Below are 15,913 nucleotides of genomic sequence, written 5' to 3' on the forward strand. Positions count from 1 at the left end.
ATGCGGATGTCGCCGCGCACCAACTTTGCCCGCACGCTTTTGATTTTGGCTGGCCTATTGATTGCCAGCCAAGTTTTTTCTTATCTCACCATCGTTAATTATGCCCTGCTCCCCAGCTTGCAGCAGTTTAATAAAATCTTGGCCTTTGAAGTGCGCTTGATGCTAGAAGAGGATTGGACGCTGAGAGACGGGGAAGTGCTGCACTTGGGTGAGCCCGTGCGTCGGCAACTGCTGGAACAAATTGGGGTGACCTTACATGCCCCCAATAGTGACGCCGCAGGCGCCTACCAAGACGCGATGCAGATCGATTATCTCAGTGCGCGGATGAGCGAAGAGCTGGGAACGCCGACCGAAGTGCGCCTTGTCAGCGGTGAAGACAGCTATGTACTGTGGTTAAAGTTTGACGCCATCGATGACTTTTTGATGCGTATTCCGCTTTCCGAACTGCATCAAGATGACTTTGCGCCCCTTTTCCAATACAGCCTGATTATTGCGTTGCTGGTGATTGCAGGTGGTTGGCTGTTTATCAAGATGCAAAATCGCCCACTGGTGACCTTAGAGCGTGCTGCGTTAGATGTGGCTGAAGGCCGGTTTCCTGAGCCGGTCGCCCCAAAAGGCGCCTCTGAAATTCAAGCGGTAACAGTGGCGTTTAATAAAATGTCTGCAGGCATACGCAAACTCGAAGAAGATCGCGCCTTGCTGATGGCAGGGGTGAGCCATGATTTGCGTACGCCGCTGACGCGCATTCGCTTGGCGACCGAAATGATGTCGCCGGACGATGAATACCTTGCCGATAGCATCACTAAAGATACCGAAGAGTGCAACGAGATCATCAATCAGTTTATGGATTATCTGCGCGCGGTGCAGCAGCAAGACCCTGATCCGGTGGATTTAGCGAGCATTTGTCGTGATGTAGCGAATAGCCAACAGCTGGTGGGTATCGAGATGGATACCGAGTTGCTGCCTTTGTATGGCGAGTTGTATGCCAACTCGGTGGCGCTTAAGCGAGCCGTGACTAACTTGGTGGTTAATGCGGTCCGCTATGGCAACGGTTGGGTACGTATTCGTTGTGGCAGTACCGCCGATCATACCCACCAATGGGTCGAAGTTGAGGACAATGGACCGGGCATTGATGCGAGCCTAGAAGCGTCCCTTTTCCAGCCGTTCACGCGGGGTGACTCAGCTCGTGGTAGCGAGGGAACCGGACTGGGACTCGCCATTGTGAAACGTATTGTGGAACAACTGCGCGGCGATATTCGCCTGTCTTCCCGTACCGAAGGAGGGCTGAGGATCCAGATGACATTTCCGGTCAATCAAGGGCGTACTAAAAGCTAGTGTGCGCGTTGCCACGTTTTCTCCTCGGCCTATTCGCGAAGGCGGATAGGCCGACCATACTGTCGTATAGAACTAATACACACACTATGGCCTATGCGACTTTGTTTAGATAAAAACGATCCTACCCCGAAATTTCAGCAATTGATTGAGCAAATCCAGCGTCAGATCGCCAGTGGCGCGCTGCGCTCAGGCGAACGCTTGCCGTCGGTACGCGTGTTGGCGCGAGAGTTAAAGCTGAACCCGATGACGGTCTCGCGCAGCTATCAGCAGCTTGCCGAGCAAGGATGGTTAGAGCGAGTGCGAGGCGTTGGGATGAAAGTCAGCCAGCAAGCGCGTCCTGCTGAGCCTCATCAACGGTTGCAATATGTACAAGCGCCATTGGCGCATTTTATTCAGGTGGCCAATCAAGCCGGATATAGCAAATCCGAGGCCATGGCGTTGGTCATGGCCCACTGGGAGAGCGATATCGACGATCATGCGTTGGAATAATGGGTTTTATGGCCAAGCCAACGTGCGATGATTGCGGCGGCGTGTTGCGGATAGTGTTGATGCAGGTGGTGCGCTAACTTCTGTACCTCGGGGATCAGCGCTTGGTCACGCACCAAATCGGCAATTTTAAACTCGGCCAAGCCGGTTTGCCGGGTACCGAGAAGCTCGCCGGGCCCGCGAATATCGAGATCGCGCTGTGCGATCACAAAGCCATCATTGCTCTCGCGCAGGACGCCCAAGCGTTGACTGGCGGTTTTAGACAAAGGGGCATGATACAAGAGCACACAGTGGCTGGCGACGGAGCCTCGACCGACACGGCCCCGTAATTGGTGAAGCTGTGCCAACCCGAGCCGCTCGGGGTTTTCAATGATCATCAAACTCGCATTGGGGACATCGACGCCCACTTCAATCACGGTAGTTGCGACCAACAAATGCAGCTCCCCTTGCTTAAAGGCTTGCATGACGGCTTGTTTTTCCGCCGCTTTCATGCGTCCGTGGACAAGGCCGACGGCAAGATGAGGAAGTGCCGCTTTGAGTGCGGTGGCGGTATCTTCAGCAGCTTGCGCTTCGAGAGCGTCGGATTCTTCAATCAAGGTACACACCCAATACGCCTGGCGGCCTTCACTGCAGGCGGCACTGACACGCGCAATAATGTCATCGCGACGCGTATCTGGCACGGCAACGGTTTGGATTGGCGTGCGTCCCGGGGGGAGCTCATCGATAATCGAGGTATCGAGATCGGCATACGCAGTCATCGCGAGAGTACGCGGGATCGGGGTGGCTGTCATGATCAATTGATGTGGATGTGCCCCTTGTTGCTCGCCTTTCTCTCGCAGAGCGAGACGTTGGTGAACACCAAAGCGGTGTTGCTCATCAATGATCACCAAGGCTAAATGGTCAAAGTCGACATGGGCTTGAAACAACGCATGCGTGCCGACCACCATTTTCGCCTCACCGCTGGCAATCCGTGCAAGTTCAGCGTCGCGCGCTTTGCCTTTAAGCTTACCGGCGAGCCAACCAACCTGAATACCCAACGGCTCCAGCCATTGGGCAAAATTCACCGCATGCTGTTCGGCCAATAGCTCCGTGGGGGCCATTAATGCGACTTGGTAACCGTGTTCGATAGCTTGCAGCGCCGCCAATACCGCAACTAGCGTCTTACCCGCGCCCACATCGCCTTGTACCAAGCGCATCATGGGGACGGGCTTAGCCAGATCGCGACTGATTTCATCGACTACGCGCGATTGTGCCCCTGTGGGTGAGAATGGCAGGTTGGCCAGCAATTGTTGGCTCAGCGCCCCATTCGGTGGCAACGGCGTGGCACTGACCGCTTGCGCTTGATGACGAACGGACAGCATCGACAGATGTTGGGCGAGTAATTCTTCAATAATTAAGCGACGTTGGGCAGGGTGTTGTCCGGCTTGCAAAGCCTCAAGTGACACCTCTGGTGGCGGACGATGCAAAAGGTGTAAGGCATCGCGTAATGAAAGCTGTCTATCATATAAGCCCTCAGGGAGTAACTCTTGTACACCACTTTTGTCCAGCAATGCCAACGCTTGGTCGGTTAGACTACGCAAGGTAGCTTGGCGCAGCCCTTCGGTGGTGGGATAGACAGGTGTCAGGGTTTCTTCTAGCGCAAGTTCGGTAGGCTCAGAAAAGACTTTATAGTCAGGGTGAATGATTTCTAGGCCATGCTTACCGCGTTTTAGCTCGCCATAAGCCTTCACATGTTTGCCGATGGCGAGGCTGTTTTTCATCGCGGCGTTGAAGTTAAAAAAGCGTAGCGTCAGCGCACCATTGCCGTCATGGATCCGCACGGTCAGCATGCGGCGGCGCCCAAATACAGTGTCATTGTGCGTCACTTCACCCTCAACGGTCGCGGTTTGTCCGGGGAGCAAACTGGCGATCGGCCAGACGCGTGTGCGATCTTCATAACGGTACGGCAAGTGAAACAAGACATCTTGAACCGTATACAACCCCAGCTTGGTCAGCTTTTCCGCCATTTTGGCGCCGACACCGGCCAGTGTTTCGACTGAGACAGCATTGAGCATGGATGATCGCATCAAAATAGTCCGTTATTTACTACGTTTGTGTTTGGCTGCCTGCATCGCAGACCACCATGCCTCATCAGCAACGATTTGCCCGTGTTCATCCAGCGGTGGATAGGGCAGCCCTTTTTGTTTAGCCACGCGTGCTAAAACAGGATGGCCCCGTTCAAACAGGATCTTGTGGACTTCTTCGTCCGGAATACGGGTGTGAGCCCGCTGGTACATACCCGCTAATTGGCGCTGTCGCTGGGCCTCATACAGAATAAGAGCACTCGCCACTGACACGTTTAATGACTGTACCATACCCACCATTGGGATGAGGATATCTTGATCCGCCTTATCGAGCGCTTCGCGACTGATGCCTTCTTTTTCTTGGCCTAATACAATAGCGGTAGGGCGGGTGTAATCGACGTCGCGAAAATCGATGGCGGTGTCGGATAAGTTGGTGACTAAGATCTGCATGCCTTGAGCGTGAAGCGCATCAAAGGCTTCGGTAGTCGAATCATGGGTTTGTACATCGACCCAGTTGCGAGAGCCGGCTGAGGTGCCACCCAAAGCGCGCATTTTACTGCCTTTTGGCCAGACGGCATGAAGACGATGTACGCCGACGGCATCCGCGGTGCGAATAATGGCAGAGATATTATTTGGCTTATGGACTTGTTCCATACACACGGTGAGATCAGGCTGGCGCTGAGCAAGCRCTTGATGAATTCGTTCAAACCGTTCTGGTGTCATGGTGAGGTTCCGTTAGTTACACGATAGGAGAGAAACAAACTCGCCCACCAAAAGGCGGGCGAGTGATAGCCTGAGCACGAAATGGCAACATAGCTAGTTCTTTTGACGGCTGACCTTGACCACGTTTGGCATCACACGAATGCGGCGCATAATATTGGCAAGGTGAACCCTGTCTGTGGTGGTGAGGCGAACAAAGATGGTGTACAAGCGGCCATCTTTTTCTTCGGTCGTCAGTCCCTGAATATTCGATCCCGTCGCGGCGATGGTGTTGGTTAAATCCGCTAGCGCCCCTTGATGGTTCTGCATATCCACGCGTAGACGAGTACTGAACTCCTGATCGAAATCGTCTGCCCACTCAACAGGCATATATTTATCCGGCTCTTGACGGTAGCCACGAATGTTTGAGCAGGTTTCACGGTGGATCACCAAGCCTTTACCGGGGCTGACGTGCGCGATAATCGGATCGCCCGGAATAGGGCGGCAACAGTTGGCATAAGTGACCAAGATACCATCTGCGCCACGGATAGGCATTTTCCCGTCCGAAGGTTCCGAGTCCGTGTTTTCATCGTCCAGCAGGCGGCGAGCGATCACGACACTCATTAACTCACCCAAGCCGATCGCGGCGAGCAAATTATCGCTGCTTTCTAGCTTCAGGTCGGTCAAAATCGCATTGAGGCGGTCGGGATCGACATCGGATAGGTTCTTCTCACCTAGCGCATGGTTGAGCAAACGACGTCCCAATGTGACTGATTCTTCACGGCGCATAGTTTTGAGCACTTGGCGGATCTTGGTCCGTGCCCGAGCGGTCACCACATAATTGAGCCATGCGGCATTCGGGCGAGCGCCCGGTGCGGTAATGATCTCAATGGTTTGGCCGTTTTTCAGTGGTTGGCTTAGCGGATACGGTTGACGATTGACTCGCGCGCCGACACAGGTGTTACCCACATCGGTATGAACCGCATAGGCAAAGTCAACGGCCGTGGCGCCCACGGGGAGCTCGACGATACGCCCTTTCGGGGTAAAGACATACAGCTCATCGGGGAAAAGATCGGATTTAACGCTTTCGATAAACTCGAAGGAGTTCCCCGCGCTTTGCTGCAGCTCAATCAAGTTTTGCATCCAGCGCTGAGCACGTTTTTGTGCCGTGGTACCGGATGGACGTTCGGCGCCGCTCTTATACGCCCAGTGCGCAGCGACCCCTTTGTCCGCCATCTGGTCCATGTCTTCGGTGCGAATTTGCACTTCAACTGGCACACCATGCGGACCAATCATTGACGTATGCAGTGATTGATAACCGTTCGCCTTCGGCACGGCAATGTAATCTTTCAAGCGGCCGGGACGTGGTTTATACAAATTATGCATTTGCCCTAAGACGCGGTAACAGGTGTCGAGATCGTCGACGATCACGCGAAAGGCATACAAATCCATAATGGTATGAAAGCGCTGCTCTTTATTCTTCATCTTGTTATAGATGGAATAAAGGTTCTTCTCTCGGCCAAGCACGCGCGCGTTGATCCCGGCATCTTCCAAGCGGCCTTCGATTTCCGCATGGATTTTTTGGATCATTTCTTTGCGGTTGCCCCGCGCTTGCGCAATCACTTTTTTGAGGACGCGATAGCGGTTGGGGTAGAGCGCTTCAAAGCCGAGCTCTTCGAGCTCCACTTTAATATTGTGAATACCGAGGCGGTGAGCGAGTGGGGCAAAAATTTCCAGTGTTTCGCGGGCAATACGGCGACGTTTATCGGGGCGCAGGGCACCCAAGGTACGCATATTATGGGTACGGTCGCTGAGCTTAATCAGAATGACGCGAATGTCATGGGCCATGGCCATGACCATTTTGCGGAAGTTTTCCGCCTGCGCTTCTTTGCGATCGCGAAACTTGAGCTTGTCGAGCTTGGAAACGCCATCCACCAGATCCGCAACCACATCACCAAAGCGTTGTTGCAGATCCTCTTTGGTCACGTCTGTGTCTTCAATCACATCGTGCAGCAACGCCGCCATTAAGGTTTCGCAGTCCAAGCGCATTTCTGCGAGGATCCGCGCAACGGCGATGGGGTGGATGATGTAGGGCTCACCGGTGGAGCGGGTTTGCCCGTCATGGGCATCGCGCGCAACCAGATACGCTTGCCGGAGCGCTTCAAGCTGCGATTCCGGCAAGTATTGGTTCGCGACTTCTTTCAGGCTATCAAAGAGGTACAAACGGCCTGTTCCCTGATGATGACGCGATTAACGGTGACCAGAAATGGTGCTAACAGCGGCCATTTCGGCAGCTTCTTGCTCCTGCTTTTCTTGACGCTCACGCGCGTCTAGCACTTCTTTGTTGATCAGTCCTTCTTCGATCTCACGCAGTGAGATCACGGTGTACTTGTCATTTTCTTCTGGTACTAGAGGATCTTTACCACCCGTTTGCATTTGGCGGGCGCGGCGGGCCGCAACCAGAACGAGATCGAAACGGTTACCAATTTTTTCAACGGCGTCTTGAACAGTTACGCGTGCCATGAAGGACTCCAGCTGTAGTGATAAACAGGTCTTAAAAATGACCGAAAATTATACAAAAGGCGGCCGTCCATTGCTAGCACTGGGTGCGCTGCAATCGAACAAACGCCAATATTCATGATTAGTCGGCCAGCAAGTCGTCAATCATTGCATGATATTTGCTGGCTTGTTTAGGCTGACGCATCCGCTCTGCACGGAGGATCGCTTTAAGATCCATTAATGCGACATCAAAGTCATCATTAATGATCAAATAGTCATATTCAGCATAGTGAGAGATCTCTGAACGTGCTTCTTGCATGCGTTTGGCGATCACCTCTTCGCTATCTTGGCCGCGAGCGGTGAGACGGCGCTCTAACTCTTCGCGGCTAGGCGGCAAAATAAAGATGCTTTTACTGTTCGGCATCTGTTGACGAATTTGCTGCGCCCCTTGCCAATCAATGTCCAAAAAGATGTCGATGCCTTTATTAAGCATCTCTTCAATCCATACGCGCGATGTCCCGTAATAGTTGCCAAAGACTTCTGCGTGTTCCAAAAAGGCGCCTTGATCAATTAAGGCCTTGAATTCTTCTACTGCGACAAAATGGTAATGCACGCCGTTTTCTTCACCGGGGCGCATAGCGCGTGTGGTGTGTGAAACCGACACTTTCATGTCATAGCGTGGATTGTCATTCAGCAGTGCTGAAATCAGGCTTGATTTGCCTGCACCACTCGGGGCAGAAACAATATAAAGCGTACCTTGACTCATGGATTGATCACTTTAACCGGCTGATGCCAATACCAAAGCATAGCGCAATCGTATTGACGGAGATCGACGAATAGATAGTAGTCTCCCGATGGGAGGCGCGCAGGTTAGCACGAACCGGCGGGGATTTGAACGCTAGAGCGTGAACTTACTGACTCGATACATGCGTGCGAGATTGCCGGTGTGACACAAACTGTGCGCTGAGTCGATAAAGCATGGCTCTGTCTAGAACATGCTTGCATATACGCAATTATTAATGATAATTGTTAGCGTTTGTATTAAGTGGTCGATTTAGGTGTAGGGAGCACATTCAATGATAGGGAGTCAGCAGGCGTTACATCAGGGTGTTACCTCGCTGTATGTGTCACATCAGCGCTGGCTTTCGGGCTTTGTTCAGCGACGTATGGGATGCCCGTCAACGTCGGCAGACTTAGTGCAAGATACCTATTTGCGTTTGCTTAACTCTGGCCGTTTGCCTGATACAGACAGTGCGCGTGCTTACCTTACTCATATCGCCAAAGGCTTGATCGTCGATTGGTATCGCCGTCGTCGCGTTGAGCAAGCTTACTTAGACTATCTGCAAGCGCAGCCGGAACGCATGGCCAGCTCGCCCGAGCAACACCAACAAACCATGGAAGCCTTGGTGGCGGTTGATGCGTTATTAGGACATTTACCGGTCAAGGTGCGGCAGGCTTTGCTGATGCGCCAGCTCGAGGGAATGAGCTATAAAGACATCGCAAAGGCGCTTTCTGTCTCGATTTCCTCGGTAGAGAAGTATGTCGCCAAGGCACTGGCGACCTGTGTACTCGCCGCACAAGAGTGATTCATGATGTCGTCGTTATCACCTCACGTGGTTGAACAAGCGGCACAATGGATGGCCCGTATGTGGGCGGACGACGTGTCTGAGCAGGATAAACAGGCGTTATCACAGTGGCGACGTGCTCACCCTCATCATGAAAAGGCATGGCAAGCGCTAGAAGGTGTGCAATCCCAGCTTCAGGATGTCTCGGGACATCATTCGGTCTTATTGCAACAAAGTGGCCTGTCGCGCCGGCGGTTTTTGATGCTCGGTGGCATTGGTATTGGCGCAGGGTGCTTATTGGCATGGCGCTCTAATGCGCAGCGTTACGAACAGGGCGTTGCCTTGGCAAGCCGAGTCGGGGAGCTCAAACAGTTCACCTTGCCGGATCAGAGTCGTGTCGCGTTAAACACAGACTCGCGGGTGTGGGTCGATTATCAAGGCGGGAAAAAACAAATTTTCCTTGAGCGCGGTGAAGTGATGCTCGAAGCGGCATCGCCTTTATCGGTTCTCACCGCCCACGGTCAGGTGTGGGTTGAGGAGCAAGGCCAGCTTGCGGTGCGCCAGTTTACGCGCTTCAGTGCCATACAATTGTTATCGACCAATGCGCGTATTCAGCCGTATCAGGGTCAACGGCGTTACATTCCCGCCGGGCATTCGGTGCAATGCACGGACAATAAGGTGCAGCATCTTGCGCCCTTAGAAACTCACGCGGTGAGCTGGTTGGAGCAAAAACTCGTGGCTGAACGCATGCCGCTTTCGACGCTCGTTGAAGAGCTCTCACGGTATTTCTCAGGCTGGTTGCGCTTAGATGCGCAACTGAATGATCTAACCGTGACGGGGGTATTTTCCACCCGCAATATCCAGCAAACGCTGGCGCATTTAGAAACCATTCTGCCTATTGCCCTGCGCTTTCGTACTGCGCTCTGGGTGCAAATTATTCCAGCCCAATAAAAAATGACACTCATCTTTACGGATCCCACGCCTTCGTTCGGTGTATCGGTTAGTTAATTCACTTAAGTGGAGCCGTATTGTGAAACTGCAGTCATCGATATTGTGTCTATCGTTAACCTTGGGCGTGCTTTTTTATTCCCCCGTTTATGCCCAAACAGACACGGTAAATACCTACCAGATCCCCGCCGGAGAGCTTGATGCGGTATTAAAAGCCTTTGCGCTGGCATCGGGTATCGAATTTCATCTGGATGCGCGTTTGTCCGAAGGTTTTTACAGTGCGGGGCTCGACGGACAGTTTACTCCAGAGCAAGGCCTCAACACCCTACTGACCAGTACGGGGTTGACGGCACACCGACAAGCCGATGGCAGCTATCAAATTACCGACAGCACAGAGTCGCTGACGCTCGATACCCTAGATGTGTCGTTTTCGGAAGGGGAGATTAGCCGTGATGAAGCGGGTAAATATGCTGTTTACGATGACAACCGGTCAACGGTGTACGCGGGCAAAAAAGAGGTTGAGCGATATAAAGGTAAAGATGCGGCTGATCTCTTTAAAGGTATGCCCAATGTGTACAGTGGTGATGCGCGCAACGGCGGAGGCATTGACCCAAATATTCGAGGTGTTCAAGGACCGGGGCGTGTGCCTGTCCTCATTGATGGTACAGAGCAAGGGCTGACTGTCTGGCGTGGCTATCGCGGTGTCTCGAATCGCAGCTACATTGATCCCAACTTAATTGGTGGTGTGCAGGTGATCAAAGGCCCCAATACTGTGGCGAATGTCAAAACATCCACAGGCGGCGCGGTGGTCGTCAACACCCTCTCTGCACAAGATATTTTGCTGCCGGGAAAAGACTTTGGCGGTGAGTTCTTGATTGAAGGTAGCAATAATGCGGTTGCGCCCACGTTAGGGACCTTGTACACAGGGCAAGATTATCGAGACGTCGACGGGTTTCCGTCCACCCCCCAATACCCTTACGCCGATCCTTCACTTTGGCAGCCGATGAGCCACAACAAGAACAACAATCCTTTCTCGGGGGATGACTATGCGTACCGTCTTGCGCTGGCGAAACGAGGCGAAAGCATGGAATGGTTAGCTGCTTACGCTTATCGCTATAAAGGCAATTATTATGGGGGCAAACATGATAGTGGTTTTTATAAAAGCGGCGATTCGAAAGAAGCCTATATGACCAAGATCGATCCAGAGACCTTGGCGCTGCGCCATCTGCCGGGCGCGGAAATTCCCAACACGTCCAGCGAAACCGAATCTGTGTTGCTGAAAAGTACATTCCTTTTCGAGGGCGCACAGCAATTGAGCCTTGGCGCGCGCTACACTGATGCCGAGTATGGTGAAATCATGGCGAGCCGCTCTGGTGACTTAGTCGATGGCAATAAAATGGCACAATGGCCACTTAGCCGCGTACGAGCCCAAGCTTACAACCTTGATTATCACTGGTCGCCAAAGGACCCTTGGATTGATTTAACGGCCAAGTTATGGACCACCTACACCGTCAGTGATACCAATACCCGAGGTGGGTTTCCTAACTATGCCAATAACCATGACCTGTTACCGGGCTACAGCACCCTGTTGCGCAATACTGCTGCGTCTAATGCAAAAGATAGCCGTATTGGCCTGAATATCAGTAATACCACGGCGTTCAGTGACACCTTATCTCTGACTGCCGCAGGACGATATCAATACCGAGAGCAACGTTCTGATGACACTTATGATGCGAACAAAGCCGATGGTTGGGTGCACTTTCCACAAGAAGGGACCTATCAAGAATTTGATGCCAGCTTACAAGCCACTTGGCAGCCACATACCCAATGGACGCTTAACGCTGGTGTGAAGTTTCAAGGCTTTGATGTTAAAGATGACTTCCTTGCCGCGCGCCAAGCCGAAGGGGGCGATACCCTGTTCACGCAGCAGGCTGTCTCACCGGGGCTTGAAGCCAGCTATAAAGTGCGAGTGTTCCTGAGTGAGGCTGAAATTCAGGCGAGGTTAGAGCGTTATCGCGAAAGTTTGGAATTTTTTGGGGTGCCTGAGAGCCAGATAGTGGCTGATCTTGCTGAAGAAGAAGCCAAGCTGCGCAAAGAAGGTCAAATTGAAGAGCGCACACAAGCTTGGTTACACGATGGAAACGGTAAATATAGCCGTGCGCAAAACCCCTGTGACCCCGCTAATGGACTATTACCCGACAACTACATTGAAGGGACGTGTCGTGCGACCAATCAATTGAATACCAAAGTGAACATGCGTCCCAAAACACACGATCACGGGCAGGGTTGGTCACCGTTTGCCTCCGTGGCATTTTCTCCTACGCCGCAAGACCGTATTTACTACCGCTACAGCCAAATGTTGCGCTTTCCAAGCCTCTTTGAAAGCACGCTTAGCTTTTCCGCGTTAAATAATGCGTATACCAGCCTCAAACCCGAAGCAACGGTGAATCACGAGTTAGGCTACATTCATCATTTTACTCACGGTGATCTGAAACTGGCTTACTTTCACCACCTCACTGAAAACGTGATCGAGCGAGATGACATGCTGCGCTTTAGCAATATTGATTCGCAGACGCTGGCAGGATTGGAGCTGCAAGCGAACTACGATGATGGTGATTGGTTTGCCGATTTAAATGGCGCTTACATGCTCACCAATAAAGTCTGTGATGAGAGCTCCGTCGTCACACGTTATCGCCCCGACGAGCCAGAATATTACCGCAATTGTCTGTTTGGCGGTTTTCCTGGTGGATATTTAGAATCGCAAGTCCCCCCAGCGTGGTCGACGTCACTGCAACTGGGCCATCGCTTTTTCAATCGTCAGTTAGAAGCTGGGATCAAAGGCGCGTACCTTGCTAAAGCCAAGTCAGATGAGGTGGTCCAGCGCGACGATACCTTAACGTTTGATGCATTTGCCAATTATCAGCTATCACGCCACATCGCGCTTGAAGTCGTAGGGACCAATTTAACCGATGTCTACCACATTGACCCACTGGTGCGTTCCAGTGTACCGGCGCCAGGGCGCACTATTAAATTGATGCTAAAAGCAAAATTTTAACGACGCGGTTACGGGTTTGCCTGAACTAAACGGTAAAGAGGATGAAGCAAATTATTTGCTGAACGTTGAAATCATTTACCTAGGAGTCACATTATGCCTTACAAAACCGTCGTGATAGCACTAAGTGCCATTTTAACTACCACATCTGCTTTGGCTGATATTGTTGGCACACAAAGCGATGACGCCAACATTGAAGTCGGCACATCCAATGTGCCTTTTGGCCCCCATACAATGGGTAAGGCGGGGATTGGTAATGACAACCGTATTTCCTCGACATTTAAGGTGGACTTTGAAGGATTGACCCGTGCCAGCAGTACCCAAAAGCAAGGCGACATTTACACCAATGGCACATCACATTCCGGGGATGCGGGAATGTTTAACTTTGCGCAGGCCGGTGCGGGCGACGTGTGGTTTGGTGAATGGTCGCAAGACTTTGCCGGTAATGGTCAAGATCGCAGTGTGTATTATGCGGGCGATAACACCCAAACGAGTCTGCCCACATCGGGCACGGCATCTTATGCAGTGACTGGCTTGAACCGCTTTACTGGCAATAATGCATTGACTGGTGAGTTTAACGCAGACTTTTCCGCTAAAACCGTTCGCGGCACCATCAGTAATGCTGCGATGAAACTAAGCATTGATGCAGATATTGATGCGAAAACTGCGGCGTTTAAGGGTGACGCGCATGCTTTACGTAGTGGTCAAGGGGTTGTAGGGGACACACAAGGCCATTTCTTTGGTGCAGACGCCGCAGCCCTTGCTGGGATTGCAACCTTTGCCGACCGCGATCTAAATACCGCCTTTGGTGGCACCAAAAAATAGCGTTTATTTTTTTATGATGCAGAGGCGATGTGCCTCTGCTTTTTATTTGCGGGTGTTGCATGCGGTTTTATTTACTCGTCGGCGTTATTTGCTTGATGATCACGCCCACGTTGGTATTCAGTAGCCAATCCGAAACAGACCTTCGTATTGAACAGCGTCAGAGACAACAACAAAAACAATCGGAAGACAAAGCGCTGGCAGAGGCCGATTTAGCACTGCCCAGCACACCATCATGGCATGTTCCTTTGGAAACATTGGATGTGAATGCATTGGGAAGAGCGCTCTACCAAGCGATACAGCAACACGCTTGGGATAGGGTGGCTGAAGGACTGCCTTACTATCAAACATTACCCGGCCACGATGCGATGTTAATCCTTTATGCCCAGGGGGGCTTAGCCCGACAGGCAGGAAACCTCGCCCAAGCTGCGCATGACTATCAAGCTCTACTTGAACTTAAGCCTGATTTTTTACTGGCGCAGTTATCATTAGCGCGCGTGTTATTTGAAGATTACCAAAGCCGTGAGGCCAAACAGTACTTTGAGACTATCGCGACAAGCATTGCTGGTATGCCTCACGCAGCTGGTGTTCAGCGAACTGTCTCGGCCTATTTACAAGCACTATCTTTGCGTCAGTCATGGCAAGGCTCGTTGGCGATTGGGCCTGAGTATCACACCAATATCAATAAAACGTCTCACAGTGAAACCTGTTTGCTATCGGTGGCTGCAGGGTGTGCTTACGTACGAAAAACGCCGGACGCGATTGCCAGTTATGGTTGGGGAGCCACGCTCTCGGCAGCAAAAACATGGGCTGTGTCTGGTCATCACCATGGCTTTATCCGTGGCATGGCATATGGTGCGGATTACGATAAAAATGATACCTATAACCAGTGGGACACTCAGTGGTTGATTGGGTATCGGTATCAAAATGCGGCGAATCAACTCTCAATAGGCCCTCTATTGGAAGGTACTTGGCAAGGAGGCACGTGGATTTCCCATACCTTTGGTGTCAACCTTGACTACCTACGTATCCTTACTCCTGCATCGACATTTAAGGGAACGGTTGTCAGCAAAGATATCCGTTATCAAGGCGCACAGCTGAAGGCGCTGTCGGGGCAGGAAACCTATTTGTCTGCAACATGGTTCTCTCAGCTTCATCCCAACTGGTTAGCTTTTATCGGTGCAAACTACACGGATAGCCAAAGTGAGGATACTGTCTTTGACTGGCACAGCCTAGGAGGACGAGTCGGAGTGAGTTTTCAGCCGACGCCAGAACTCGATGGTCTGTTTAGTTATGCCTATCAAGATCGTAACTATAAAGAATACAACGCCATGTTGGGAGATAAGCGGCATGATATTCAACATACGCTGGTATTGAGTTTGCGCCTGCCTACGCTAACTGTAGCGGGTTTTTCTCCGGTGATCACAGGCCAGTATCATCAAACACGAAGCAATGTTGATTGGCTCTATAGCCATGATTACACGCGCATCCAAGTCCAGTTTGAAAAACAATTTTAAAAATTTTTACGGGTTTTCGTTATTCGTTCGGTATAGCGGGTAGATAACCGATATGGCGTATTACGCATGGATAATAAGGACTCAAAATGAAGCGATATTGGATAGGACTGGGGCTGTGGCTCTTGGTCATCACGGTGAATGTGCAGGCGAGTGAATCTACGGCACCTGCGGAGAGCGGGTCAGTGGTGACCGCTTCAGGCTCGCAGGCCACCCATTTGTCCGTTGATGCACTGTCTCCGCTCGGTATGTATCAGGCTGCGGAACCTATCGTTAAAGCGGTCATGCTGATATTGCTGGCGGCTTCCGGCGTGACATGGGCTGTGCTCGTCACTAAGCAGTGGCAACTCGGTCGTGCGCGTCGCCGCTTAGCGCCACTGGTGTCACTTTGCGCTCACGCTGAAAGCTTTGCGGCGGCCAAAGCGGCGGCATCGTGTCACCAGGGCACTGGGCTGGCGTTTCTCAGTGCGGCGCAAACCGAGCTTGCCCTATCCGAACAAGTAGGTGCAGTCAGTCAAGGCGTTAAAGAGCGGGTACAAGCACGGTTGGAGCGGGTACAGGTGGCACAGGCTAGCATGATGAATCGTGGCACAGGGGGGCTGGCATCGATCGGGTCCGTGGCTCCCTTTGTGGGGCTGTTTGGTACCGTGTGGGGGATCATGAATGCGTTTATTGGCATTGCGCATACGCAAACGACTAATTTAGCCGTGGTGGCCCCCGGGATTGCTGAAGCCCTGCTGGCAACGGCTCTTGGCTTGGTCGCGGCGATCCCAGCTGTGATTGTTTACAACTATTTTACCCGTGCATTGGCTGCGTATCGTGCTCAAATGGGGGATTTAGCGGTGGCTATTTTGGTGTTGGTGAGCCGTGATCTCGACAGTGAGCGCAATGCGCAAACTGAACTTGCGTGGCGACAGGCAGGGTAGAGGC

The 15,913-nt window shown here is 52.1% G+C and carries 13 protein-coding genes; 8 read left to right on the forward strand and 5 right to left on the reverse strand.

What is annotated here, in order from left to right:
* Together envZ and BZJ18_RS01240 are read left to right on the forward strand one after the other, a co-directional pair.
* On the forward strand, positions 1-1,335 hold the full coding sequence (gene envZ / locus BZJ18_RS01235; protein WP_069588992.1) for a two-component system sensor histidine kinase EnvZ: 1,335 nt from the start codon (positions 1-3) through the stop codon (positions 1,333-1,335).
* Between the two features lie 93 nt (positions 1,336-1,428).
* Positions 1,429-1,824, forward strand: a complete 396-nt coding sequence (locus BZJ18_RS01240; RefSeq protein ID WP_077455029.1) for a GntR family transcriptional regulator — start codon at positions 1,429-1,431, stop codon at positions 1,822-1,824.
* Here the strand turns inward: BZJ18_RS01240 and recG are convergent.
* The 5 genes from recG to gmk form a co-directional block, all read right to left on the reverse strand.
* The gene (gene recG, locus BZJ18_RS01245) at positions 1,809-3,887 is read right to left on the reverse strand and encodes an ATP-dependent DNA helicase RecG (RefSeq protein WP_077455030.1); all 2,079 of its coding nucleotides are present in this window, start codon (positions 3,885-3,887) and stop codon (positions 1,809-1,811) included. The two genes, BZJ18_RS01240 and recG, sit on opposite strands and share 16 nt — an antisense overlap.
* Before the next feature lie 12 nt (positions 3,888-3,899).
* Complete coding sequence (trmH, locus tag BZJ18_RS01250) at positions 3,900-4,607, reverse strand: tRNA (guanosine(18)-2'-O)-methyltransferase TrmH (RefSeq protein WP_077455031.1); 708 nt, start codon at positions 4,605-4,607, stop codon at positions 3,900-3,902.
* A gap of 93 nt (positions 4,608-4,700) precedes the next feature.
* The gene (gene spoT / locus BZJ18_RS01255; RefSeq protein ID WP_077455032.1) at positions 4,701-6,806 is read right to left on the reverse strand and encodes a bifunctional GTP diphosphokinase/guanosine-3',5'-bis pyrophosphate 3'-pyrophosphohydrolase; all 2,106 of its coding nucleotides are present in this window, start codon (positions 6,804-6,806) and stop codon (positions 4,701-4,703) included.
* A 27-nt stretch (positions 6,807-6,833) separates the two neighbouring features.
* Complete coding sequence (rpoZ, locus tag BZJ18_RS01260) at positions 6,834-7,106, reverse strand: DNA-directed RNA polymerase subunit omega (RefSeq protein ID WP_069588983.1); 273 nt, start codon at positions 7,104-7,106, stop codon at positions 6,834-6,836.
* A 118-nt stretch (positions 7,107-7,224) separates the two neighbouring features.
* Positions 7,225-7,848 (reverse strand): guanylate kinase, encoded by a 624-nt coding sequence (gene gmk / locus BZJ18_RS01265; protein ID WP_069588981.1) that lies wholly within the window; start codon positions 7,846-7,848, stop codon positions 7,225-7,227.
* A gap of 310 nt (positions 7,849-8,158) precedes the next feature.
* On the opposite strand from gmk, the gene BZJ18_RS01270 reads away from it, so the two are divergent.
* The 6 genes from BZJ18_RS01270 (at position 8,159) to exbB (ending at position 15,909) form a co-directional block, all read left to right on the forward strand.
* Positions 8,159-8,668 carry a sigma-70 family RNA polymerase sigma factor gene (locus tag BZJ18_RS01270; RefSeq protein ID WP_077455033.1) on the forward strand — a complete coding sequence of 170 codons (510 nt, stop codon included), beginning with the start codon at positions 8,159-8,161 and terminating at the stop codon, positions 8,666-8,668.
* A gap of 3 nt (positions 8,669-8,671) precedes the next feature.
* Positions 8,672-9,598 (forward strand): DUF4880 domain-containing protein, encoded by a 927-nt coding sequence (locus BZJ18_RS01275; RefSeq protein WP_077455034.1) that lies wholly within the window; start codon positions 8,672-8,674, stop codon positions 9,596-9,598.
* Between the two features lie 79 nt (positions 9,599-9,677).
* A complete protein-coding gene (locus BZJ18_RS01280; RefSeq protein ID WP_131825254.1) occupies positions 9,678-12,650 on the forward strand; it encodes a TonB-dependent receptor in 2,973 nt (990 codons plus the stop codon).
* Between the two features lie 93 nt (positions 12,651-12,743).
* The gene (locus tag BZJ18_RS01285) at positions 12,744-13,472 is read left to right on the forward strand and encodes a Slam-dependent surface lipoprotein (RefSeq protein ID WP_077455036.1); all 729 of its coding nucleotides are present in this window, start codon (positions 12,744-12,746) and stop codon (positions 13,470-13,472) included.
* A 59-nt stretch (positions 13,473-13,531) separates the two neighbouring features.
* Entirely contained in the window at positions 13,532-14,986 is a 1,455-nt protein-coding gene (locus BZJ18_RS01290; protein ID WP_077455037.1) for a surface lipoprotein assembly modifier, read from the forward strand.
* Between the two features lie 86 nt (positions 14,987-15,072).
* On the forward strand, positions 15,073-15,909 hold the full coding sequence (gene exbB, locus BZJ18_RS01295) for a tonB-system energizer ExbB (RefSeq protein WP_077455038.1): 837 nt from the start codon (positions 15,073-15,075) through the stop codon (positions 15,907-15,909).
* Positions 15,910-15,913 lie beyond the last annotated feature (4 nt).

It is taken from the genome of Salinivibrio sp. IB872, from assembly GCF_001995345.1.
Taxonomy (GTDB): domain Bacteria; phylum Pseudomonadota; class Gammaproteobacteria; order Enterobacterales; family Vibrionaceae; genus Salinivibrio; species Salinivibrio proteolyticus.